General features: G+C 36.0%; 20 protein-coding genes and 1 tRNA gene. 7 read left to right on the top strand and 14 right to left on the bottom strand.

Going from position 1 to position 25,058, the window contains the following annotated elements:
• Positions 1 to 323: 323 nt before the first annotated feature.
• On the bottom strand, positions 324 to 620 hold the full coding sequence (locus BW946_RS19515; RefSeq protein WP_076597759.1) for an MGMT family protein: 297 nt from the start codon (positions 618 to 620) through the stop codon (positions 324 to 326).
• Between the two features lie 73 nt (positions 621 to 693).
• Between BW946_RS19515 and BW946_RS21540 the strand changes: the two genes are divergently transcribed.
• Positions 694 to 840 (top strand): hypothetical protein, encoded by a 147-nt coding sequence (locus BW946_RS21540; RefSeq protein WP_170872109.1) that lies wholly within the window; start codon positions 694 to 696, stop codon positions 838 to 840.
• Positions 841 to 966: 126 nt separating this feature from the next.
• Here BW946_RS21540 and BW946_RS19505 read toward each other — a convergent pair whose 3' ends face one another.
• From BW946_RS19505 to BW946_RS19485, 5 genes are all read right to left on the bottom strand, one after another.
• A complete protein-coding gene (locus BW946_RS19505; protein WP_047097747.1) occupies positions 967 to 1,941 on the bottom strand; it encodes a deoxyhypusine synthase family protein in 975 nt (324 codons plus the stop codon).
• Between the two features lie 272 nt (positions 1,942 to 2,213).
• Positions 2,214 to 2,594 carry a GreA/GreB family elongation factor gene (locus tag BW946_RS19500; RefSeq protein ID WP_076597757.1) on the bottom strand — a complete coding sequence of 127 codons (381 nt, stop codon included), beginning with the start codon at positions 2,592 to 2,594 and terminating at the stop codon, positions 2,214 to 2,216.
• Between the two features lie 294 nt (positions 2,595 to 2,888).
• Complete coding sequence (locus tag BW946_RS19495) at positions 2,889 to 3,530, bottom strand: hypothetical protein (RefSeq protein WP_076597756.1); 642 nt, start codon at positions 3,528 to 3,530, stop codon at positions 2,889 to 2,891.
• A gap of 47 nt (positions 3,531 to 3,577) precedes the next feature.
• The gene (gene arfB, locus BW946_RS19490; protein WP_076597755.1) at positions 3,578 to 3,970 is read right to left on the bottom strand and encodes an alternative ribosome rescue aminoacyl-tRNA hydrolase ArfB; all 393 of its coding nucleotides are present in this window, start codon (positions 3,968 to 3,970) and stop codon (positions 3,578 to 3,580) included.
• 40 nt (positions 3,971 to 4,010) lie between these two features.
• Entirely contained in the window at positions 4,011 to 5,039 is a 1,029-nt protein-coding gene (locus BW946_RS19485; protein WP_076597754.1) for an AMP-binding protein, read from the bottom strand.
• Positions 5,040 to 5,139: 100 nt separating this feature from the next.
• Between BW946_RS19485 and BW946_RS19480 the strand changes: the two genes are divergently transcribed.
• Positions 5,140 to 5,210 (top strand) — tRNA-Gln (locus BW946_RS19480).
• 333 nt (positions 5,211 to 5,543) lie between these two features.
• On the opposite strand, the gene BW946_RS19475 is transcribed toward BW946_RS19480, so the two are convergent.
• The 4 genes from BW946_RS19475 to BW946_RS19460 form a co-directional block, all read right to left on the bottom strand.
• A complete protein-coding gene (locus tag BW946_RS19475; RefSeq protein ID WP_076597753.1) occupies positions 5,544 to 5,879 on the bottom strand; it encodes a hypothetical protein in 336 nt (111 codons plus the stop codon).
• Positions 5,880 to 5,975: 96 nt separating this feature from the next.
• Positions 5,976 to 6,608, bottom strand: coding sequence for an HdeD family acid-resistance protein (locus BW946_RS19470; RefSeq protein WP_076597752.1), 633 nt, complete (start codon positions 6,606 to 6,608; stop codon positions 5,976 to 5,978).
• Between the two features lie 263 nt (positions 6,609 to 6,871).
• Positions 6,872 to 8,290 carry an amino acid permease gene (locus BW946_RS19465; RefSeq protein ID WP_076597751.1) on the bottom strand — a complete coding sequence of 473 codons (1,419 nt, stop codon included), beginning with the start codon at positions 8,288 to 8,290 and terminating at the stop codon, positions 6,872 to 6,874.
• Between the two features lie 274 nt (positions 8,291 to 8,564).
• Positions 8,565 to 8,858 carry a helix-turn-helix domain-containing protein gene (locus BW946_RS19460; protein ID WP_047435138.1) on the bottom strand — a complete coding sequence of 98 codons (294 nt, stop codon included), beginning with the start codon at positions 8,856 to 8,858 and terminating at the stop codon, positions 8,565 to 8,567.
• A 184-nt stretch (positions 8,859 to 9,042) separates the two neighbouring features.
• Between BW946_RS19460 and ccoN the strand changes: the two genes are divergently transcribed.
• The 5 genes from ccoN to BW946_RS19435 all read left to right on the top strand — a co-directional run bounded on the left by ccoN (position 9,043) and on the right by BW946_RS19435 (position 20,814).
• Positions 9,043 to 11,322, top strand: coding sequence for a cytochrome-c oxidase, cbb3-type subunit I (gene ccoN / locus BW946_RS19455; protein ID WP_076597761.1), 2,280 nt, complete (start codon positions 9,043 to 9,045; stop codon positions 11,320 to 11,322).
• Between the two features lie 19 nt (positions 11,323 to 11,341).
• Entirely contained in the window at positions 11,342 to 12,229 is an 888-nt protein-coding gene (locus BW946_RS19450) for a cbb3-type cytochrome c oxidase N-terminal domain-containing protein (RefSeq protein ID WP_076597750.1), read from the top strand.
• A gap of 287 nt (positions 12,230 to 12,516) precedes the next feature.
• Positions 12,517 to 17,544: a translocation/assembly module TamB domain-containing protein gene (locus BW946_RS19445; protein ID WP_083688927.1), complete on the top strand. Its 5,028-nt coding sequence runs from the start codon at positions 12,517 to 12,519 to the stop codon at positions 17,542 to 17,544.
• A complete protein-coding gene (locus BW946_RS19440) occupies positions 17,544 to 19,871 on the top strand; it encodes a translocation and assembly module lipoprotein TamL (RefSeq protein ID WP_076597749.1) in 2,328 nt (775 codons plus the stop codon). Before BW946_RS19445 ends, BW946_RS19440 begins: the two co-directional genes overlap by 1 nt.
• A gap of 1 nt (position 19,872) precedes the next feature.
• The gene (locus BW946_RS19435) at positions 19,873 to 20,814 is read left to right on the top strand and encodes a YihY/virulence factor BrkB family protein (protein WP_076597748.1); all 942 of its coding nucleotides are present in this window, start codon (positions 19,873 to 19,875) and stop codon (positions 20,812 to 20,814) included.
• 93 nt (positions 20,815 to 20,907) lie between these two features.
• On the opposite strand, the gene argS is transcribed toward BW946_RS19435, so the two are convergent.
• The 4 genes from argS to BW946_RS19420 form a co-directional block, all read right to left on the bottom strand.
• Positions 20,908 to 22,668: an arginine--tRNA ligase gene (gene argS / locus BW946_RS19430; protein WP_076597747.1), complete on the bottom strand. Its 1,761-nt coding sequence runs from the start codon at positions 22,666 to 22,668 to the stop codon at positions 20,908 to 20,910.
• Positions 22,669 to 22,824: 156 nt separating this feature from the next.
• The gene (locus tag BW946_RS21535; RefSeq protein ID WP_170872108.1) at positions 22,825 to 22,974 is read right to left on the bottom strand and encodes a bacteriocin-like protein; all 150 of its coding nucleotides are present in this window, start codon (positions 22,972 to 22,974) and stop codon (positions 22,825 to 22,827) included.
• 161 nt (positions 22,975 to 23,135) lie between these two features.
• Positions 23,136 to 23,549, bottom strand: coding sequence for a lipocalin-like domain-containing protein (locus tag BW946_RS19425; protein WP_170872107.1), 414 nt, complete (start codon positions 23,547 to 23,549; stop codon positions 23,136 to 23,138).
• A 72-nt stretch (positions 23,550 to 23,621) separates the two neighbouring features.
• Positions 23,622 to 25,049, bottom strand: a complete 1,428-nt coding sequence (locus BW946_RS19420) for a SusD/RagB family nutrient-binding outer membrane lipoprotein (protein WP_076597745.1) — start codon at positions 25,047 to 25,049, stop codon at positions 23,622 to 23,624.
• Positions 25,050 to 25,058 lie beyond the last annotated feature (9 nt).

Genomic DNA, 25,058 nt, shown 5'->3' with positions numbered 1-25,058 from the left:
TAATAAAAAGTTATTTCCGTAAAATTTTTTGAGCTATGAGGGCTCAAAATTTTCCAGAATAACTTTTTAACTTACACAGTTAGTGAAACACTACCGACATTTTTTGTGATGTATAATATTGATGCAAGAGTTTTTTGACGCAAAAGGCATAGTAATTCGAATGTTTTTTATTTCAGGAGGCAAAGAGCTGCGACATTGTCGCTGATGAAGCTTTGAGTAATACATTCGCTTAGAAAGAATCAATGAAATGGATTCCGGCTTTGCTCTCTTAAAAATATTACGATATTCAGAGAAAACTTTGCGTGAAAAAGATTCTTTGAAATTCACAATTCATCCAGCGGATTCCAAAAGAGTTTTCTGAAGTTTTTTATTCTAAGATTTTCCACAATGATTCCTTCAGCTTCCAGCTTAGGCTGAAATTCGGGGACAGATAATACTCCTGAGCTTGAAATCACTCGGTGTGCAGGAACATCTTTGGGACATCCTCCCATCGCTTTTCCTACATGTCTGGAATGATTAGGGTAACCAACAGCCTTTGCTATGGCGCCATATGTAGATACTCTTCCTTTGGGAATAAGTCTTGCCACTTCGTAGACCTGTTGTTTGAAAATTTCGTCCATATCTGTTTTCTATATTTTTGCATCATTTTTGAATTCTATCAAACTCGATGATGTTTCATTAAAAGATAAAGATATGAAAAAATCATTTTTCAGGCTGTTGAATACCGTTAATAGAAAAGTTCTTCCGAAACTGAGTAATAAAGATCCTAATCATCTGACTAAGATAGAAAAGGGAATTCTGGCCTATCGATACTTTGTGCTGGTGAATTCTTTGGATTGATTTTATTTTCCCACGGATTGCACAGATGTTTGTAAAGAATTTTTGGAAAACGCAATCTAACAAATAAAAAAGCGCTCCAAATGAATTGAAGCGCTGGTATTGTAATCTCTGGTGAGACTTTTATTCTTAAGCGTTTTCTAAGATATAAGAGAACATCAATGGTGCACAGATGGTTGCATCACTTTCAACGATAAATTTCGGTGTAGTAATATCCAGTTTACCCCAGGTGATTTTTTCATTTGGAACCGCTCCTGAATATGAACCGTAAGATGTTGTAGAATCAGAAATCTGGCAGAAATAAGACCAGAAAGGAATATCATGCATTTCCATATCCTGATATAGCATTGGAACTACACAAATAGGGAAATCTCCAGCGATACCTCCACCAATCTGGAAGAATCCAACTCCTTTTCCTCCTGAATTTTTAGTATACCAGTCTGCAAGGTAAGTCATATATTCGATCCCTGATTTCATGGTAGTCGCTTTAAGCTCTCCTTTGATACAGTAAGAAGCGAAGATGTTACCCATTGTAGAATCTTCCCATCCTGGTACTACAATTGGTAAGTTTGCTTCTGCAGCAGCAATCATCCATGAGTTTTCTCTAGGAATTTCATAATACTGCTCCAATACTCCTGAAAGGATCATTTTGTACATAAATTCGTGAGGGAAGTATCTTTCTCCTTTAGCTTCTGCATCTTTCCAGATCTCCACGATATGTTTTTGTAATCTTCTGAAAGCTTCTTCTTCAGGGATACAGGTATCTGTAACTCTGTTCAGGCCTCTTTCCAAAAGATCCCACTCATCCTGAGCTGTTAAATCTCTATAATGAGGAACTCTTTCATAGTGAGAGTGTGCTACAAGATTCATTAAATCTTCTTCAAGGTTAGCCCCTGTACAAGAGATAAAATCCACTTTTCCCTGACGGATCATTTCAGCAAGAATCTTTCCTAATTCAGCAGTAGACATTGCTCCTGCCAAAGTAATCATCATTTTTCCGCCATCTTTAAGATGTGCAACATATCCTTTAGAAGCATCCACCAATGCAGCTGCGTTGAAGTGCAGGTAATACTTTTCTATGAATTCAGTTATCGGTTTGCTCATTTTTTTAATTTTTGCAAAGATAAAACTTAAAAACGGAATGAAGCTAAAGCACCTGAAGAAAGTGTGATAGAAGAGTATTTTTTATCATTTGTTAAATTCCAACGCTGTTTTGTAAAATATGCAAAGAGTTCCCAAACATAGCGCCTTAAAGCTTTTAACTTATAAAAAAACTTGTGCCATTTAATTTTTAAGATGGATTATATTAATAAAAAAGCGCAGCCCAAATAAGCCGCGCTTTCATTGTAATTCAACTTAATAATATTCAAAGAGATTTATCCTTCCCAGGCTTCCACTTTCAGGATCTCGATTTTCCTTTCTCCGTCTTTGAAAGGCCAGTTGATGATATCTCCTACTTTATACCCTACTACTGCAAGCGCAATCTCCGACAGTATGGAATGCTTATTCTTTTTTAGTTTTTCTTTGTTAGATGCCACAAAAATATACTCGTGTTCAAAATCTAAGGTATGGTCTTTTAATGTTACTTTTCTTTCAACCGTTACAATATCTGCAGGAAGATCTCTTCTCAACACTTGTTTTGCCTTTCTAAGTTCTTCAGTTAATCTCTTTTCTTCTCCGATGCTCACTTTTTTTCTTCTCAGTGTATCTTTTATAGCATCATAAATTCCGGTGGTTACAATAATATGATTAGACATTTTCTTCATTTTAAAAAAATTAAATGCAGTTATTCCCTGATGATCCAAAGTAGAATCCAGGCATATAACAGCCTTCTTCTCTGGAAAACTGCAAAAAGCGATAAATAAAATTCGTGATGATTCCCTGTCCTGGATCCTGACAGGGCTTAAATAATGAAGTCCTTAGAACTTTTCAGAAAAGAATCTGTGTGAAGATAAAGTAAAGACAGCAGCAATCCTGACCGTCGGTGTTCTGCAGATAAAAAGATTGTTGCTGTCATTATCAATTATTATTAATTCTAACAAAGATACGGCTTAAAAACGAAATGTAGCGGCTGCACTTAAAGAAACTCTGTGCAAACCTTCTTTTTGGTCATCATCAAATTTATAGGTAACTCCGTTTATCTTCATTTTATTCAGAGTACCGCCGCTTAAACCTACTTTTGGCCCAATCAGAAAATTCTTGCTTACCTGATATTGATATCCAAAATCAACTTCTGCCCCGAACGTACTTCCGGTACCTTTTACAGATCCTGTTTTTGTAGTATAAGATAGTACTCCCAGTGCGATATCTGCAAATACCTTATGTCTGGTAGACAGATGGTTATTTGAAATAAGTCCGGAGAAACCGAAAAATGTAATATCATCTTTTGTTGTTACAGGAACAGAGACAGGCATTCCGTTGACATTTCCAAGTAAAAATCCGTCACTGGACGCACTGTAATTAGAATACTTCAGTCCAAACGCAAGACCGTTTTTCACTTCATAATGGGCAGCAATATCAAAGTTCACTCCGTTTTTAAGACCTTTTACATATTGTTCTTCTTCCCTGCTAAGGCCGGAAATTGTTTTTGCTGTTCTCCATGCATATCCTACGGAAGGCCTGATAGAAAATTTCTGAGCGAAAGATAAAGTGGAGATTGAGAACACTCCAACTACGATTATTTTTTTTATCATGGTTTTAAAGTTTCCGACAAAAATAAAGTTTTTTATGGAAAAACTAATTAAAATCTGAAACGTCTGTTTTCTTTTTTGTCTGAAAGCTTTTTCTTGTTATCCAGCCTTTTTTGTTTCTGTCCTTTTGAAGGCTTGGTTGCTGTTCTTTTTTTGGGAACAACAAGAGCTTTGTTTACCATTTCAAGTATTTTTTCAATGGCTTTATTTTTATTCATGAGCTGGGTTCTACTTTCAGAAACTGAGAGGAATAAAAAACCGTCTGCATTGATCCTGTTTTTCAGTTTAAGCTGAATCAATATTTTTTCGTCTTCATTAAAAAACTCTGATACATCTACTTTCCAAAGTACGGTGACTGCAGTCTCCACTTTATTGACGTTTTGTCCTCCTGCACCGCTGCTGCGGGAAGTTTTGAAACTGAGTTCTTTTGAAAAGTCTTTCATGGTTTTTAAGATTTTAAAATAATAGAATCAAAAGCTGAGACTATTGGTTTGAGTTTATATTTTTATACAATTCTAATCTATTTATTTTTCCATTGGGAGTTCTTGGAATTCCACTCACAAAAATAATTTCTTTAGGTCTGTGAAAATTTTTCTCAAATGATATTTCTGAAACTTTCTTTTTCACCTCATCAGATTCATCTCCTTCTATAATCAATATCAATTTCTGACCTAAACTTTCGTCAGGCAACCCCATAAATACAGCTTCGTTCGGGAATTCTTTTTTTACCAGGGCTTCCAGGGTTTCCGGAAAAATTTTTGCGCCTCCGGAGTTAATTACATTATCAATCCTGCCAAGGAATTTAAACTGTTTATCATTTCTGATTTCAACTAAATCATTAGTTTGCAACTCTTCAGCATTTACATTGGGAGCAAAAATCTTCAGACAGCCTCTGTCATCTAAAGAGATTTTTACATTTTCAAAAACGGTGAAATACTCTTCCTGTTCCGGCATCAATTGCTTTAAGCCAATATGGGAAAGGGTTTCAGACATTCCATAGGTTTCAAAAATACGATTTGAAGGACTAAGATTCATTTGCAGGATTTTACTTTTCAGACTTTCTGAGACGGCAGCACCACCAATGATCAGGTTTTTAATCAGATGAAGCTTTTCCAGAGAGTTTTCCACCTGAAGGGGTGTCATGGCACAAAAGTCTATTTCTTCATCCAGACCTTCCATTGGTTTTAAAGAAGGATCAGTAATTTTTAACTTCAGTTTTCTTTCTATGGAACGCACAATCATCATTTTCCCGGAGATATATTCTACAGGCAGACAGAGTAATGCGGCATCCCCTTCTTTTAATCCTAAAAAATTACAGGTCATTACTGCTGAATTGACCATTTTCTTTTTTTCGATCTCAAAAATTTTCGGAACTCCGGTAGAGCCTGAAGTCTGGACCTTTACTACTGCATTTTCTGAAAACCATTCTTCGAGAAAAATTTTCACTTTCTTTTCAAATTCGGTACCGAATGATAATTGATTAATATTGAGATTATTGAAGTCTATCAGCATGTTTTCCGTGAATAAATTCTACAGTAAATTTAAAAAAAAAATCAAAAAGTTCTTGTATGTAAAGAAAAAAGCTGTAAATTTGCACCACTAAAACAAACACAGACTCATGGTGTAGCGGTAACACTACTGATTTTGGTTCAGTCATCTGGGGTTCGAATCCCTGTGAGTCTACAAACCATCCTTAAAAAGGATGGTTTTTGTTTTTTATTCTAAAATTAGTAAATCAAACACAAAAGTTGGGAAAAGAAAAAGTTTAGCTGATCTAAAAAGAAAAATGTACTGTTTATCACTTCCTCTAAGCTTAGTACAGGAAAATATTTTTCTATTTTAAGAATCAATCCTTCAATTAAAATACAAAATTGAAATTCCTATTTTTCATTGATTAGTTTCAGGCAAAAGAATACTTTGATATGAAAAAAAATAATGTGAGATTACGAAAAAATAAGAGTGAAATTTCTTCCACTCTTATCTAATTTGATGATAATATTAGAGCAAGTATTAAACTTACTTATAAGGCTTTCCTTTACAATACCAATCATGTCTAATAATTGTATCTTTTTTATGAATGACAAGTTCTAGATTTCCCGCTCTCTTAATTATTGTATCTCCTGCTTCCACTTCATTATAATCATCAATCCAGTTATTGTGCACCATAATATTTGATTTTTTATAAGTTATAGGATGATAACCTATAATTTTGATCCAGGAATTATCTATACTTGCTTCTCCGACAATCAAATTATATTCATCAGGATAGAACGCTTTTTTCACATCATTGCAATCAGGTTCCACACATGAAGACACCAAGATTAAAAAGCTAAAAAAAACAAATATTTTCATACTTTAATCGAATTGAGGCTTAAGGTAAATAGTTTTTTTAAACCAACTTTCATTTAATATAGTTATTTGAGTAAAGGAATACAATCATCATATTATTTATTTTTTAAGCTCATCAATTTCTTCCTGTATTGATTTGATTTTATCCCTTAATTCCTGACTTACTTTTCCCGGAATTTTTTTGACTTTTCTTAAGTCTAAAGCCAGCATAATGGAAGCTATTCCCATGAAGATGAAAGAAACACCAGTAAGGGTAACCAGTGAAATTCCTGTGAATACCGGATTGAATATCAGCAACAGGGAAAATATTATGCCTCCTACACTCGCCAAAGCTACATTTCCCCAACTCATTATTCTCATGCTTTTCAGGTCAAATGCAAAGCCCAGTAATTGAAAGGAACGAAACAGCAAAGTAAATCCGATTACAAACGGAAGTACCGTCATGGAAATCTGAGGGTTTGCAATTAGGTAAACTCCTATTGCTGTTGTTAATAATCCACTTACAAGAAACCAGCCCCAACCCTGTAACGATTTACTGTTTTGTAAGGAAAAGAATATTTCTGTTATTCCTGAAAATAAAAAGGAAACACTGAAAAAAATTGAGAGTGTAACATATGTTGCCAAAGGCACACTGAATACATAAAAACCACAGATAAGGAAAATAATCCCGAAGATTAATGGAATATACCAATGTTTTACGGTATTGGTAAGGGTTTGAAATAAATTGGCCATAGGTGTCTTTTTTGATAATGCCTACTTTTTGTAACGGTTTTCGGCTTCTCCGCAGGTATTGCAACCAGATTATATTTTTTTCACCTGAATTTGAAATATAACCTCTTACTAATATACAAAAAATAAGCGAAAATAGGAAGTACTCATCCAATGATTTTTATCTCTTCCTTTTTTAGAAAGCCCATCAAAAGATCCTCAGAAAAAAAGGTGAAAATCATTTGATTTTCACCTTTCCAAAACAAGTATGGATCTGTTTTATATTTTTATTTTGGTTTGTACAATTTATACATCACGAACAAAAAGCCAATCCATATCGGAATAAGAATTACCTGAATTTCCATTCCTGTAATGCTCATAAGCCCTAAGATCAGAACCAGAAATGCAATACAGATATAGTTGGATATAGGATAAAATATAGACGGGAATTTTGACTGAATACCTTCCGCATTGATTGATTTCTTGAATTTCAAATGCGTGTAGCATATCATCAGCCAGTTAATGATCAATGTTGATACTACCAAAGCCATTAAATATTCAAAAGCTTTTTCCGGAACTAATTTATTAATGATAATACAAATCCCTGCAAAGCATGATGAAATAATGATTGCGTTGGTAGGAACTGAGTTTTTATTCAGTTTTTTCAGGAATTTGGGAGCATTTCCCTGCTGAGCCAATCCGAAAAGCATTCTGCTGTTACTGTAAACACTACTGTTGTAAACAGACAAAGCGGCTGTCAAAACAATAAGGTTAAGAACATTCGCAATTAATGTATTGAACTGAATTACTTTACCAAAAAGACTGAATTCAAGTCCGTTCAGATTCTGGAATACCATTACAAAAGGGCTTGATCCTTCTGTAATATCTCTCCAGGGACTCAATGCAAATAAAATCACCAAAGCACCTACATAAAAAATAAGGATTCTGTAGATCACCTGATTGGTTGCCTGTGGAATAGTTTTTTCCGGGTTCTTGGCTTCTGCCGCTGTAATTCCGATAAGTTCAAGTCCTCCGAACGAGAACATAATCATCGCCATTGCTGCAAATAATCCTGAATATCCGTTTTCTGTTTTATTAAATAATCCTTTGGGAAAGAAACCTCCGTCATTCCAAAGGTTAGTGATGCTTGCTTTTTCTCCTCCTGTTCCACTTATTAAAAGATAGACTCCGAAAATAATCATCGCAATAATAGCTACTACTTTGATGATGGAAAACCAGAATTCTGTTTCTCCGTATACCTTTACAGAAGCCAAGTTAAGCGCATTGATTACCACAAAGAAGAATAAGCTGGAGACCCAGAGTGGTATTTCCGGCCACCAAAAATGAATGTAATGCCCGATAGCGGTAAGTTCCGCCATACTTACCAGAATATAGAGAATCCAGTAGTTCCATCCGGAAGCAAATCCCGGGAAATTTCCCCAATATTTATAGGCAAAGTAACTAAAACTTCCCGAAACAGGTTCCTGAACTACCATTTCACCCAGCTGACGCATAATAAAAAAGGCTATAATTCCTGCTAAAGCATACCCTAAGATTACAGAGGGTCCTGCCAGTACTGCTGCTGGCCCAATTCCCAGAAACAGCCCTGTTCCTATAGCTCCTCCAAGGGCAATTAATTGTATGTGTCGATTTGTTAATCCTCTAACTAAAGTCTCGTTTTGTCCTGTTTTATTTTCGTTGCTCATTGAATGAATTATTCGGTCGCTAAATATATAAAAACTTTTCAGAGAAATTCACATTGCATGGGGTAAATTGAGAATTCAGACTCATCCGCATCTTTTCTTTTTACTTCATTATAAATAAAGTTTAAATACAATTACAAAAACATTCTTAATAAGTGTAGTTAAGATTGTATTTTACCCTATCAATACTAAATAATTCACCTCCTTCTATATCAAAAGAATGACCTCTTTCTATTTTTGAAAGAGGTCATTCTTTTATAAATTATCTAAGAAAGGTCTATAAAAATTCTTTCGGAATTGAAATATCATTTTTTTTCATGTATTCCAAAAGGTTTTGGTATTTATCTTCATATCCATCAGTTCCGCACTTATGCGAAATACTACAGATATCAGATGGCTTGATGTCTAAAATATCGGATATTTTAGTCAGTATTTCCAGGTTGATCTTCACCTTGGAATTCTCAATATCGGAATATGCCTTTTGGGAAATCCCCATTTCAAAAGCCATGTATTCCTGCGTAAGATCTCTGCTCCTACGTATTTTCCTGATATTTTGTCCACATACTTTCATCGTTTTCGTTTTAGTAGTTTTCGGTATATTTTAGAAGATTATCTATTAGCCTCTAACAAAGTTAATAAATACCTTTGGCAAAACATTACACACGTTACATGATATTTATTTTCAATAGAGAAAAGGCTTAAAAATACGTCTTTTTTCAGAGAAAATATCACTTCGGTAAACACTATTGGAATTTATGGAGACGCAAAAATTTAATTATGACAATAATATTGTCAGAGCATTCCTTTATGCGACTATCGCATTCGGACTTGTAGGATTTCTGCTGGGGCTTACAGCTGCATTGATGCTTTTTTATCCTGAACTGCCTGAATTTTTATTCGGTACAGATGATACAACTATTAAAAGCTTAGCTTCGGGTAATATTCAGGGACTGATCAATACTCAAGGTGCCATGGGCTTCGGAAGAATCAGAATGCTTCATACCAGTGCTGTCATTTTTGCTTTTGTATGTAATTCCTTTTTCTGCGGTGCTTATTACAGTATGCAGAGGCTTCTTAAAACCAGAATGTACAGTGACACTCTTTCATGGATTCACTTCTGGTCTTGGCAGCTGATGATCGTTAGTGTAGTCATCACTTTCCTTATGGGAATCAATACTTCTAAAGAATATGCCGAACATGAATGGCCAATCGATATCTTAATTGCATTCTCATGGATCATTTTCGGAATCAATATGTTCGGAACTATTGCTAAGAGAAGAGTGAGACACCTTTATGTAGCAATCTGGTTCTATCTGGCAACCTGGATTGCTGTAGCTATGCTTCACATCTTCAATAACCTTGAAGTTCCGTTATCTTTCACAAGCTGGAAATCCTATTCTGTATATGCAGGGGTAAAAGATGCATTAGTACAATGGTGGTATGGGCACAATGCGGTAGCATTCGTATTAACAACCCCTGTATTAGGTCTTATGTATTACTTTATGCCAAAAGCAGCTCAGCGGCCGGTATTCTCATACAAACTATCCATTATTCACTTCTGGTCGCTGATCTTTGTATACCTTTGGGCCGGCCCTCACCATCTGCAATATACAGCTTTACCGGCGTGGGCACAGGCAGTAGGAACAGGATTCTCTATCATGCTTATTGCTCCATCATGGGGAGGGATGCTGAATGGTCTTCTTACCTTAAGAGGTGCATGGGATAAAGTAAGAGAAAATCCTATTCTTAAGTTTTTCGTAGTTGCTGTCACATGTTATGGTATGGCTACATTCGAAGGACCTTTATTAGCAACAAAATCATTAAATAAAATTGGACATTATACCGACTGGGTAATCGGGCACGTACACATTGGTGCGCTCGGATGGAATGGTTTCATGGCATTCGGAATTGTTTATTACCTGGTACCGATTATGTGGAGAACATCCCTTTGGTCTAAAAAACTGGCCAACTGGCACTTCTGGCTGGGAACATTAGGAATTATTTTCTATGCAGTACCCATGTATATTTCAGGATTCACACAGGGGTTAATGTGGAAACAGTTCAACCCGGACGGAACCTTATTATGGAAAAACTGGCTGGATACTGTAACAGCTGTCATTCCTTACTATAAAATGAGATTCTTAGGAGGACTGTTCTATCTTTCAGGAGCTATCCTAATGGTTGTAAATGTTATTAAAACTATTAAAGCTGGTTCATTCCAGAAAGAAGTTCCGGCAGAGGCTCCTGCGTTAGCCAATATCGGTAGTTCAAGAAAAGAAGGCGAAGGCATACACCTTTGGTTGGAAAGAACACCTACTCTCCTTTCTGTATTAGCTTTCATCACTATAGCAATCGGTGGATTGGTGGAAATTGTTCCTACGTTGTCACTGAAGCAAAGTGTTCCAACAATTACTGCGGTAAAACCATATACGCCATTGGAGCTGGAAGGCAGAGATCTTTATATCCGTGAAGGATGTAACTCATGCCACTCACAAATGATCAGACCTTTCCGTGATGAAGTGGTAAGATTTGAAGGGAAAAACGGACAGTATTCCAAAGCAGGAGAGTTTATCTATGACAGACCTTTCTTATGGGGTTCTAAAAGAACAGGGCCGGATCTTCAAAGAGAAGGAGGAAGAAACCCGGATTCATGGCACTTCAAACACATGTATAACCCAAGAATTACTTCTGCAGGTTCCATCATGCCTCGCTTCCCATGGTTAATCAGCAATAAACTGGACAGAACACAAATGGTGGATAAAATGAAACTGATGAAAAATGCCTTCGGTGTTCCTTATACAAAAGCTCAGATAGATTCTGCCAACCAGTGGGCAGACAACCAGTCCAAAGCAATTGTACAGAGAATTTATTCTGAAGCAACAGATGTAAAAGATCAGATGGGCAAAGAAAAAACAGCAAAAGGATCTGCTTATGTACCCCTTGAACAAAGAGAAATTGTAGCGATGATCGCTTACCTGCAAAGATTAGGTACAGACATTAAAACAACACAGGTACAGACTGCAAGCGTAGAGTAACATTTAAAATTAAACTGAAATGAAAACGAGAACCCCCATTTCAATATATATCGCAACTACGATAGGTTTAACGATCATGGCCTTTGAAATGTTCGCCGGAGATTCAGGATATTTTTCTTCTCCTTTTTTCTGGGCGCTGATATTAATCGCCACTATCCTATTGCTGATCATGAACTCTATTGGAGATCTGGTGGAAAATGAAAGTTTCAACAGATTATCCGAAGAAGAGAAAAAAAAATATCTGGAAGAAAAAAAAGTTCCATACTACCAGAAATTATGGAACTCTGCCTTCAAAAAACAAACCGCTACAGAAGAAAAAGATATTCTTATCGACCATGGTTTTGATGGAATTACAGAGCTTGACAACTCTCTTCCGAAATGGTGGATCGGCCTGTTCTGGTTCGGATGTATTTTCTGTGCAGTTTATCTGTTTGCCTTTTCTTTTACAGATTATGCCCATCCGGATGCAGAGTACACCAAAGAAACAAAAACCATGTTAGCATCCATTGCTGAATATGAGAAAACGGCCCCTCAGATCAATCTGGAATCTGCAAAATACAGTGCTGATAACATCGCCGAAGGACAGGAACTTTTCAAAACGAATTGTGTTACCTGCCACGGAGATGGAGGAAAAGGAGGTATAGGTCCCAATCTTACTGACACTCACTGGATTAATATTAAAGAAAAAAGCCTATTTAAAAATGTATTCTGGATGCTTGAAAACGGCTCTCCAAACAATCCTACCATGAGACCTTTCATTAAGGAAGGAACCATTACCGGAAGAGATGCCGAGAAAATCGCCGCTTATATTTATCACATCAATCAGGAAACCGCTCCTATTACAACAGCACAAGGTGGTGCAGCTCCTCAGGGAGAAGAAGTGAAATGGGAAAACGGAAACAACTAAATTATTATCTATCATATTAAACCATGCCACGCCCCCTAACAACTACTAACATTTGAATTTCATTTTTGCTAACTAACCTTTTCAACATTAAAAAATGATAAAAGGGGGCGTTTTTTTAGCATAACAATCCCTGCCTTGGCTCGTCTTACTCAACTATTCACTTGACAACTACAAACTAAAAATTCCATAATAAGACAGCCAAGGCAGGATTTTTGCATTCTCAAAGAGTACCACAACAAAGACCAAATAAAATAGTATTATTATCTTTGTTAGAAACCTCTTCGCATTTGAAACTGAAAATCAACACCACAAAACTCTTAAGGCGTATTGCCATAACCTTTATTTCGATATTGGTTCTCATTACTCTATTGATCCTGAGCTTAAGACTTCCTGCCGTTCAAAACTTCATTAAAGACAAGCTCGTTGTCTATCTGGAAAAAAAAATAAAAACTCCCGTAAGTCTTGAAAGAGTTTATATAGGATTTCCCAACAGCCTTGTCATGGAAAACCTCTATCTCAAAGGACAGGATGTAGATACTCTTCTGGCTGTTAAAAAGCTCGATGTAGGACTTCATATGATGAAGCTTCTTAATTCTACTGCAGATATTACTTCTGTTAATATGGAAGGAGCGCGCGCCAATGTTGTAAGGAAACCTGATGGCAAATTCAATTTTGATTATATTATAGATGCTTTTGCTTCCAGTGATAAGGAAGAAAGCCCTTCCAAGCCATTTATTATCTCTCTTGATAAAATTAATTTAAAAGATGTTGGAGTAACATTCAACGACCAGCAGTCTAAGAATGATATTCAACTCTACTTTACATCTTTCGATACCAGAGTAAAAACTTTTGATCTCAGCAAAAACAATTATGCCGTTAATGATATCAATCTTGACGGATTAAAATTGAAGCTAAAGCAGGGCCTTGTAGAAGAAGTAGCCAGCAAAGTAGAGAAAAAAGTAGATTCTCTCAATGATAAGAAGCCTATGAATATCGGATTGAGAGGCATCAAGCTTACTCATTTTGATATTGATTATGGGGATGAAAATACGAAAACATTCGCAAAGGTTATATTCAAAGAGCTGAGTACAAAGGTTAATAAACTTGATCTTGAAAATAACGCTTACAATGTTTCCAATGTATTTCTTTCAGGGGCAGATATCAATGCTAATCTTTATCTTCCTGCTCAGAATGCCAATCCGAAAAATACAAAAGAACCAGAAGTTTCCAAAGCTTCCGATCAGGATAAAGCCATGAAACTTCTTTTAGGAAAACTTATTCTAAATGATGTAAAGGTCAATTATAACAACACCGCTATTGCTCCAACCCAACAAGGAATGGACTTCAACCACCTTCATTTTTCAAAAATGAATGTGGAGGTGAGAAGCTTTAAAATGGAGAATAATACCTTTGCAGGAACTGTAAATTCGGCAGAAATCAAAGAACGAAGAGGCCTGGATATCCAGAAATTCAATACCGATTTTGTTTATGCAGAAAAAGAAGCCTACCTGAAAGATCTTTATCTTCAGACACCAAAAACCATATTGCGTGATGAAGTTATTTTAAATTATAACTCCATTAATGATCTTAGCAAAAACTTAGGTGCTGTAAAGATTTCAGCCAATATCAAAGATTCAAAAATAGGATTCTCAGACATACTGAATCTGGTTCCGACGTTAAAAAATACAGTTCCATTTAATAAATATCCGAACGCTGTTCTCAACGTAAACGCTAACGTAAAAGGAAGCGTGAATGATCTCTTCATTCAGGATCTGAAAGTTTCCGGGTTAGATCAGCTGAGGATAATGGCCTCCGGAAAAATTAAAAATGCGATGAACCCGGACCAGTTATATTATGATCTGAGAATCGGAGAGTTTTCTTCCGGCGCCAAAACAATATTCAATCTTGTCCCTAAAAATACAATTCCTTCCAATATTTCGCTTCCTTCCCATTTCAGCATCAAAGGAAATGCAAAAGGAACTACTAAAGTAGTCAGTACAGACCTTAACCTCTACTCTACTTTGGGGAATGCTGCCATTATCGCACAGGTAGACATGCGCAGAAAGAATCATGAATTGTATGATGTAAAGGCAAATCTGCAGGGAATTCAGGTTGGAAAACTTATCCAGAATAAAGATATCGGTCCTGTCACAGCACAAATTGCAGCCAAAGGAGAAAGCTTTGATTTTAAAAATGCCAATGCAGACTTAAAAGGTCATGTTGCTTCCGCGGTTTACAAAGGATACCGTTATCAAAACATGAATCTTACCGGAAAAATCAATAAAGGAGCTTATCATGTTATTCTGGATTCCAAAGACCCGAATGCCAGTTTACAACTGACCGCTTCCGGAGTTTATGATGAAAAAAATCCTACGGTAAAAGTGAATGGAGAAGTCATTAAACTGGATGTCAACAAGCTTGGCTTCTATGAAAAACCGATGATTATTGCCGGAAAAATTGATGGAGATTTCACCAGCTTAGACCCCAATAATCTGAATGGATTTTTAAACCTTAAAGATTTTGCATTTTCAGATACCAAAGAAGTCTATCCGGTACAGGAGGTCAATCTGAAAGCTTCATCCACAAATGATTCTACACAGATTATTTTCAATTCTCAGATCGCAGATATAGAGCTGAAAGGTAAATACAAACTTACTCAGATTTTCGGTGCTTTAACGAAAACCGTTAATCAGTATTATCAGTTCCAGAAGCCGGATAAAAAACAGAAAATAGATCCGGGGCAGCATTTTACCTTTACGGCTAAAATTAAAAATGATGACCTGATCAGAAAATTTGTTCCGGATCTGAAAGATTTTGAAACCATTAATCTTGTTGGAAATTATGATGCTGATTCTCAGAAAATTGAAATTGACGGACAGATTCCACGATTATTATACGGTGAAAATACCATTGAAAAAGGAGCTTTAAAAGTTACTAATGAAAATCAGGCATTGCAGTACAGCCTGAATGTTGCTGCTTTGAAAAGCTCAAGTTTTTCTTTAAACAAAATAAATATTGACGGAGATGTGGCAGACAATACCATCCGATACAATGTCACCACAAAAGATGAGAAGGACGCTACCCAATTCCTGATTGCTGGAAATGCAAAATCACTGAATGATATTACCGAAATATCTCTTAACCCGAACGGTTTAAAGCTCAATTATACAGATTGGAATGTTGCGGAGAACAACAAAATCCAGATCAGTAATAAAGGGATTCTGGCAGATAACTTCATTCTATCCAATGGAAACAGCCAGATTGCAGTTCAGTCTGAAAGCAATAGCCCAAGTAGTCCTTTGAACATTTCGTTGAAAGATTTCAAAATTGAAACCATTACGGAACTTATCAAAAAAGATACGGTTCTGGCAAGAGGAACTATCAACGGAACAGCCCAGCTCCGGGATGTAACGAAAAAAATGACTTTCAATTCTGATCTGAATATTTCAGACTTAATTGTGTATGGAAGTCCTGTCGGAAATCTTGCTGTAAAAGTGAACAATGCTTCACCTAATATTTTAAATGCAGACATTGCCCTTTCCGGAAATAACAATGATGTAAAAATCCTTGGGAATTATAATACTTCTTCCAGTACTTTCGACCTGAATATGGCTATCAATCAGCTTCAGATGAAGAGTATTCAAGGGTTTTCCATGAATGCCATTACCAATACGGAAGGATATCTTTCCGGAAATTTAAAAATCACCGGCACTGCTGACAAACCTAATATTTTAGGAAAAGTAAAATTCAATGATGCCGGACTGGAAATTGCAAAAACAGGAAGTGATTTCCGACATCTGAGTGATGAAATAGATTTTACCAGCCGTGGAATTGAGTTTGATAAATTCAAAATTAAAGATAAAGACGGAAATGCTCTTGTTGTAGACGGACAGGTGCTTACTCAAACTTACAGAGATTTTGCCTTCAATCTGAATGTAAATGCCAGAGATTTTAAAGTTGTTAATTCTGAAAAGACCAATGATGCCATGATGTATGGTGTACTTGCAATTGATGCCAGACTTCATATCCGTGGGAACCTTGATCTCCCTAAAGTAGACGGAAAACTGAATGTAGCAGACAACACGGACTTTACTTTTGTGCTACCTCAATCTTCCCCATCTTTACAGGAGAGAGATGGTATTGTAGAATTTGTGGATCAGGATCAGGTGGTTTTAAATAAAACAATTAAAGCAGATTCTCTGAACTCCAAAAGCCGTATCAAAGGGATGGACATGAGTGTCAACATTGAAGTCAGCAAAGAAGCTAAACTCTCTATTATTATTGATAAAGTAAACGGTGATTTTGTAAAACTTCAGGGAGAAGCGGAATTAACCGGTGGAATTGACCCTTCCGGAAAAATGACGTTAGTAGGAGTTTATCAGGTGGAAAAAGGAAGCTACGATCTTTCTGTTAGTTTGCTTAAACGTAAGTTTGATATTCAGAAAGGCAGTACAATTACCTGGACAGGCGAACCTACTCTGGCCCAAATGGATATTACTGCCATCTACAAAACAGAAGCTCCGCCAATTGATCTTTTAGAGCAACAACTCAGTGGAAAAGCAGCTTCACAGATGAATCAGTATAAACAAAAAATTCCTTTCAATACTTTATTAAAAATGAAAGGTGAGCTTTTGAAACCACAGCTCTCTTTTGACATTACTACTGATGAAAAAAATAATTCTGTTGCATCAACAGTCACCGAGGATGTGAATGCAAAACTCGCACAGCTCAGAACCCAGGAATCTGAAATGAACAAACAGGTATTTGCTTTATTGCTACTGAACCGTTTCATCGGCGAAAATCCATTTGAAAGCGGAGCCGGAATGTCTGCGGAAACCATGGCAAGACAGAGTGTGAGTAAGATCCTTTCTCAACAGTTGAATAATCTTGCTTCCGGACTTATCAAAGGGGTAGATCTTAACTTCGGGCTGGATTCTACGGAAGATTATTCCAGCGGAGAGAAAAACACCAGAACCGATCTGAATGTAGATATCAGTAAAAAATTACTGAACGACCGACTAAAAGTGACGGTAGGAAGTAATTTCGGACTGGAAGGCCAGGCACGTCAGAATGAAAATATGACCAATATTGCGGGTAATGTTTCCGTAGATTACAGTCTTTCCAAAGATGGAAGGTATATGCTGCGTGCTTATCGTAAGGACGAATATCAGGTGGCTCTTCAGGGGCAGATCATAGAGACAGGTGTAGGATTTATTATCACGTTGGATTATGATAAATTCCGGGAGATTTTCCAGAAATCCAAAGATAAGAAGCAAAAAAAGAATCAAAATAATCAAGTGGTAGAATTTAAGTAATGAATAATAAGTTCCAAATATATTGTAAGTATCTGTTGGTTTCCGGAATGGCATCCACAGTAGTCTCGTGCAGCAATACAAGGTTTTTGAAAGAAGGACAGATGCTGTATACAGGAGCCAAGGTAAAGATTGAAAACGATACGATTTCAAAAAAAGAAAAAAAAGATCTTCAGGCTGCATTGGAAGCTAATCTCACCCCAAAACCCAATTCAACATTTTTGGGAATGCGTCCTAAGCTGTATTTTTATAATATCGCCAAAGAACCCAAAAAAGATAAAGGTTTTAATTACTGGCTAAAATATAAAATGGGTGAAAAGCCTGTATTATTAGCAGATGTAGACCGTGAGTTCAACAAAAATATTATTGAAAATTATTCTGAAAACAAGGGATATTTCAATGCCAAAGCTTCTTATGATACGGTATCGAAGAATAAAAAGGCTCAGGTTATTTATACCTTAAGACCAGGTTCACGCTATCTTATTGATGGTGTAAAGTTCCAGAAGGATTCTACCTTGGTAAATCAGGAAATTCAAGGTTTAACGAAAAGAACGTTTCTTAAAAACGGAAAGCCATTTGATCTGGATGTCATCAAAGCAGAAAGAGAAAGAATTGATAATGGTTTAAAAGAAAGAGGTTTTTATTATTTCCATCCTGATAATATTATCGTTCAGGCAGACAGTACAGTAAGCAAGAATCATAAAGTAGAACTTAACGTAAAGCTGAAAGACAATACTCCTGACTTAGCAACACAGCAATTCAGCATTAATAATGTTATTGTATTTCCCAATTACAATATTCAGGATGTAAAAGAGGGAAAATACAGCATTCCGATGAATAAAGATTCTTTGTCCAAATACGCTTTTGATGATATTTACGTCATTGATCCTCAGCATAAATTTAAACCGAAGATTTTTGACAGAGCTTTATATTTCAAAAAAGGTGATCTTTACAATCGTTCCAATCATAATCTGACACTGAACAGATTGATCAGTCTAGGTGTTTTCAAATTTGTAAAAAATGAATTCGTTGTTTCAGATTCATTAAGCCATAAGTTTGATGCTTATTATTTATTAACTCCAAGACAAATCCAGTCACTTCGTCTGGAAGCGTTGGGAAGAACAAACTCTGCGAACTATGCAGGTAGTGAGCTTAATCTGAACTGGACCCACCGAAATTTCTTCAGGGGGGCAGAACAATTCAAGGCAGCAATCTTCGGCGCTTTTGATTTTCAGATGGGAGGATCTCAGGATGCCAATAATATTTTCCGTGCAGGAGCGAATGCACAGCTTTCTATTCCAAGAATTGTTGCACCATTCCGTTTTCATTCTTCAAGTGAGTTTGTTCCGAGAACCAACATTACATTAGGATATGAATTCCAGAACAGAACACAATATTATACTTTAAATAACTTCACCGGATCATTCGGATATTTATGGAAAGAAAATGCCAGAAAAGAACATGATCTGAAAGTGATTGATATTACTTTGGTATCCCCTGCAAATGTTACGGAAGAATATAAAACTAAATCTGCCGGAAATCCTGCCATGCAGAGAATTGTACAAAAACAGCTTATTTTTGGACCAACCTATTCTTACACCTACACCAACACGATGCTTCCAAAGACCAATACCGTTTATTATAAAGGGACGCTTGATCTTGCAGGAAATATTACAGGGTTGGTAACAGGAGCCGATGTAAAAAAAGATAAGGAAAAGAAAATATTTGGAATTCCTTTCAGCCAGTATGTAAAGATTGAAAACGATTTCAGATTCTATCATAAGTTCACTGAAAAATCTTCACTGGCAACGAGATTTATCGGAGGAATTGCCTATCCATACGGAAATTCAGAGTATATTCCTTTCTCCAAGCAGTTTTTCTCAGGAGGGAGTAACAGTATCAGAGCATTCCGTGCGAGAACATTAGGACCGGGAAGTTTTGATCCAAGAACGCTGGAACCGGGTACTTATTTTGATCAATCCGGAGATATCAAACTAGAATTAAATGCGGAGTACCGTGCTAATCTTTATAAATTTTTAAATGCTGCCGTTTTTGTAGATGCCGGAAATATCTGGCTGCTTCACGATGATGATACGAGACCCGGCGCTAAATTTTCAAAAGACTTTTTAAATGAAATTGCGGTGGGAGCTGGAGTAGGTCTGAGACTGGATTTTTCTATCCTGATTCTGAGACTTGACCTTGCGATGCCACTGAGAGTTCCCTACTATCAGAAAGGGGACAGATGGGCCTTCGATAAAATTAATTTCGGAGACTCAAACTGGAGAAAAGATAATCTTGTTCTAAATATTGCCATCGGATATCCTTTTTAATATGATCAAAACAGCTAAATTCTTCTGGGAAGTTCTGAAAGATACGTTTACTGAATGGAACAATTCTTCTGCATCAAAAGATTCAGCAAGTCTTGCGTATTATGCCATCTTTTCTATTCCGGGATTATTAATCATTATCATCTGGGTACTTGGAAATTTCTTCGGCGAAGAAGCTATCCGCGGACAGATCAGCACGCAAATCAGCGGGATTATGGGCCCGGATGTGGCTAAAAGTATTGAGGGGATGCTCGCAGGTGCTTTGATTGACAAAAAGAATGTTTTTATGAAAGCTGTGGGAGTAGGATCATTGGTTTTTGGTTCTACTACTCTTTTCTTTCAACTACAGCATACGTTAAATACCCTTTGGGAAGTAGAAGCTGCCCCCAAAAAAGCACTGGTCAAATTCTTATTAGACAGAGCCAATTCTTTAGGGATGATTCTTATTCTGGGATTTCTTCTGATGATCACCATGGTTTTGTCTTCTCTGATTAGTCTTTTTAATACGATTATCACCCAATATTTTGGCTTTGAAACCTATATGCTGGTAGAAACCGTAAATTTTGCCGTAGGTTTTGGCCTTGTCATGCTCTTGTTTGCTTTAATGTTTAAAGTACTGCCTGATGTTTTGGTGAGCTGGAAACCAGTATGGAAAGGAGCGTTCCTGACTACAGTTTTATTTACGCTCGGAAAATTTTTATTAAGTCTTTATTTTAATCAGGTAAAACCTACTTCAGCCTTCGGAGCTGCCGGGACGGTTATTCTGATAATGATGTGGATCAATTATTCCTGTATGCTGATATTCTTCGGCGCAGAATTTACTAAAGTGTATACCTACAAAAAAGGCTATAAAGTGATTCTTTCCAAACATGCACGATGGACTCCTGCTAAATTGTATGCAGATAGTTTGAAACAGATGCATGGACAGGATAATGACAAAACATAAACTCGGGTTTCGGGATTCTGGTTACGCTGATACGAGATTATTAATTCTCATATATAAAAAAGCCTCCCGAATTTTTCAGGAGGCTTTCTGTTTTTACATTCTGTTTACTGTTCCGATTCCCAGGAGTTCCAACGATTTTTTGATCGTCTTTCCTACGATATCTGAGATATTTAAACGGAATTGTTTTACATTTTCATCTTCCTGATTCAGGATAGGATTATTCTGATAGAAAGAGTTGTATGCTTTCACAAGATCATATACATAATTTGCTACTAAAGCAGGGCTTAATGTTTCTGCTGATTTAGCCACTACAGTTTTAAAGTTGGCCAGCTGCATAATCAATTCTTTTTCAGACTGATTCAATTCAGTATCAGCAGTTTCTGTCTGTAAAGTACCTGCTTTAGACAATAATGACTGAATACGCGCATAAGTATATTGAATAAACGGACCTGTATTTCCGTTGAAATCAATACTTTCTGCAGGGTTAAATAACATCTTTTTCTTAGGATCTACTTTCAGCATGAAATATTTCAGTGCCCCCAATCCTACTGTTTCATAAGATGCTTCTTTATCTTCTTCTGAAAGGGTTTCCATTTTTCCTAATTCCTGAGCTTTAGATTTTGCTGTTTCATACATTTCCTGCATCAGGTCATCTGCATCTACTACAGTTCCTTCACGAGATTTCATTTTACCTTCAGGGAGTTCTACCATTCCGTAAGAAAGGTGGAACAACTGCTCTGCCCATTCATATCCTAATTTTTTCAGGATTTTAAATAAAACCTGGAAGTGATAATCCTGTTCGTTTCCTACAGTATAGATCAGTTTCTGAATATTATTTTGCTTAAAACGCTCCACAGCTGTACCAAGATCCTGAGTCATGTAGACTGAGGTACCGTCTGAACGTAATAATAATTTCTGATCTAACCCTTCGTCAGTAAGGTCACACCAAACAGAACCGTCTTCTTTTTGATACAGAACTCCTTTCTCCAATCCAGCCTGAATAAGATCTTTTCCTAAAATATAGGTATTGCTTTCATATTGAACCTGGTCAAAATCAACGCCTAATCTTTTATAGGTTTCATTGAATCCTTTATAAACCCAAGAATTCATTTCTGCCCAAAGCGCTCTTACTGTTTCATCACCATTTTCCCAATCCAAAAGCATTTTCTGAGCTTGTTTCATCAACGGAGTCTCTTTTTTAGCCTGCTCTTCTCCTAAACCCTGGCCAACTAAATCTGCAATTTCTTTTTTGTAGTTTTTGTCAAATTCTACATAGTAGTTTCCAACAAACTTATCTCCTTTGATGTGGGTTGTTTCCGGAGTTTCTCCATTCCCAAACTTTTCCCAGGCCAGCATCGATTTACAGATATGAATACCTCTGTCATTGATGATCTGAGTTTTGATTACTTCATATCCCGCTTCTTTTAAAATCTGGGCTACCGAGAAACCTAATAAATTATTTCTGATATGTCCTAAGTGTAGCGGCTTATTGGTATTCGGAGAAGAATATTCTACCATTACCGTAGCATTTTTCTTTTCTATAGTTGAAAAATTCTTGGTTACGGATCTGAAATTGTCTACAAATAACAGGTTCTTTACCTTTACATTAAGGAAACCTTTTACTACGTTAAAGCTTTCGAAAAGCTCTGTCTGCTCTGTCAAAGCTTCACCTAATTCAACCCCGATACTCTCAGGATTTTTTTTCAATTGTTTAACCAACGGAAAAGTGACAATAGTAAAATCTCCCTCAAATTCCGTTTTATTTTCCTGAACTTCCAACTTAATGTCTTTTAACTGATATACGTTTAAAATAACTTCTGAAAGTTTTTTTTCTATAATATCTTTAATATTCATGTGTTCATAATTATTTTTTCAAAGGCCACATGTAATAGCCCGCATTTCATTTCAAAATTTTGAAGTACAAATATACGGAAAGAGTTCGGTAACAATTACCGAACTCTTTTATAATTCATAAACGTAATTCCTTTAGCTTTTAAGCTATAGGAGCTATTAATAACATTTGTCCGGATTGTAAATTCTACAAGGTCCATTCTCAGTATACTGACAAGTTCCTTCCGGGCATCTTCCTCCTTGTGGAGGAACCCATCCTCCAACTACATTTTTCAACTCTGAATGAGATAATTTTCTTAGATTTTTCATAATATTAATTTTTTAATTTGGTTGGTAAAAACTGTAAAATGCTTTATAAACTAAGGTAATAAATAAATTTGAAGTAAAAAAATTTACGTACCCATTCTGTTGAAATATTTATTTTATAACTGTAAATAAAAAACCGCCCGAAGGCGGTATAATATAAGGAATTACTCTTTAACAAAGACTAAAATTGCATTATCATTTCCAGAAGTATCATCTAAATCTTTAGAATTGTCTGAAATTCTTAATTCAAAATTATCAAATGACTGAACAGTTTTCTTGAATGTTTTTACATTTCCCCCGTCACTATAAGTTAATGTTAAATTACTATTTTCAAAACTCCACTTACCAGTGTAAGATTCAATAAGACCACAATTACCAGAATCAACAATATTATAATTTTCATAAACACCTGAGAAGTCTGTGTTAATTGATATTTGACCTTTTTTCTCACATTCATTTAACAAGATTGTTTTTCCTCTAAATTCATACTTATATGGCTTCCAATTTCCAGTGATATTTACACTATCCTCTATAATAGTATTATCATCAGTATTAGAAGAACATGAAGTAGCCGTCATAAATATAAAAACTCCTATAAAAAACTTTATACAAAACATTAGATTTTCAATTTCGCAAATTTGTTTTAGATATTAAAATTTATCCCAAAATAGCTTTGTAGTCGCCTTATCACCTCCTATTTTGCTAGCAGCTACATTAACATTCGCTCCATTTAGTACATATTCCTGATCAGAATAAGGCATTCTATATGGTACGGAGGATAAGTTAGATTTTGGCGGGTTTACAAGAATTGGATAATCTAAACGTCTTGTAAAATTCCACGCAGCAAACCCTTTATTGAACATAGCAATCCATGCCTGAACACCAATTGATTGTTTCCAATTAGCAGCATTATAAGGATTTGTTGCTAAATAAGATGCAATAAGACCATCTGTAACACCATTTTCCTTCATAGATGCTGTAACCGCAGTAGTATAAAGTTCTGCTGCTGTACCTCCTGCTGAATATCCTCTTGCTGCAGCTTCAGCTTTAAGAAATGCTACTTCTGCATAACTTAATAAGTTTGAAGCTGTTGTTGAAGACCTGAAGTAATCATTTAAGTGAGAAAAATCACTATACGGATCATTTAATTCACCAAAGACCCCTCCTTTATACACCCCATCAACCTTTGTAAACCATTTATCCATTCTCGGATCAGATAAAGAACTCATAGTATTGATAACTAATTCACTTGGAATAAAATCATCTCTGTTAGAAGCTACTAGATTATCAAAAACAGGATTTGAAAAAGTATTTCCATCATATGCAAACTTATAAGCTTCACTTTCAGAAGAAATAACCCCTCCCGCAATTGCAGACTCAACAGTTGCTTTTGATAATGTAGGATCAACATCTGCTAAGTTTATTCCCAATCTTAATTTAACAGAATTGGCAAATTTCACCCATTTATCCATATTACCAGAATAAACCAAATCTCCAGAACCATATCCTTTTGCTAAAGGTTTTACAGTTGCGATGACAGCATCAATCCTTTTTATTAAATCTGTATAAATAGTTTTAGCGTCATCATATTTTGGAGTAAGAATCTCGTTAGGCTTAAAAGCTTCAGAATAGGGCACATCACCAAAAGTATTAACTAAGTTTTCCCAAATGAAAATCTCTTCAATTTCCAAAGTTGCTAACTTGTTAGTACGAACATCATTAGTTTCTACTTCTGCTTTCAGATTTTCCTTTGCCTGCCGAATATTATTAATACTGTATACATACATCCTATTAAAATGATTTCGAGGCTGATTTCTGGTTACCAGATCATATTGTGTTTCCTGAGGATATTGCCCTTCTGCCCATTGCTGAGTAAAAAAACGGTAATTATTAAAATTCACACTAGGATTATCCATATAGTAAGAAGACTGGAATAATGCAGTAGCTAATAAATTTTCTGAAGGTAAAATCGACGGGTGCTTGGGATCTTCATTCAGCGAAGTCATATCACTTTGACATGATACCAAGCTTGCAGATATAAATATGCCAACTAGGGCAGTTTTTAATATATTTTTCATTTTTGATTT

The organism is Chryseobacterium sp. RU33C (assembly GCF_900156015.1).
Lineage (GTDB): Bacteria > Bacteroidota > Bacteroidia > Flavobacteriales > Weeksellaceae > Chryseobacterium > Chryseobacterium candidae.
This window is presented reverse-complemented; position numbering and strand designations above follow the sequence as displayed.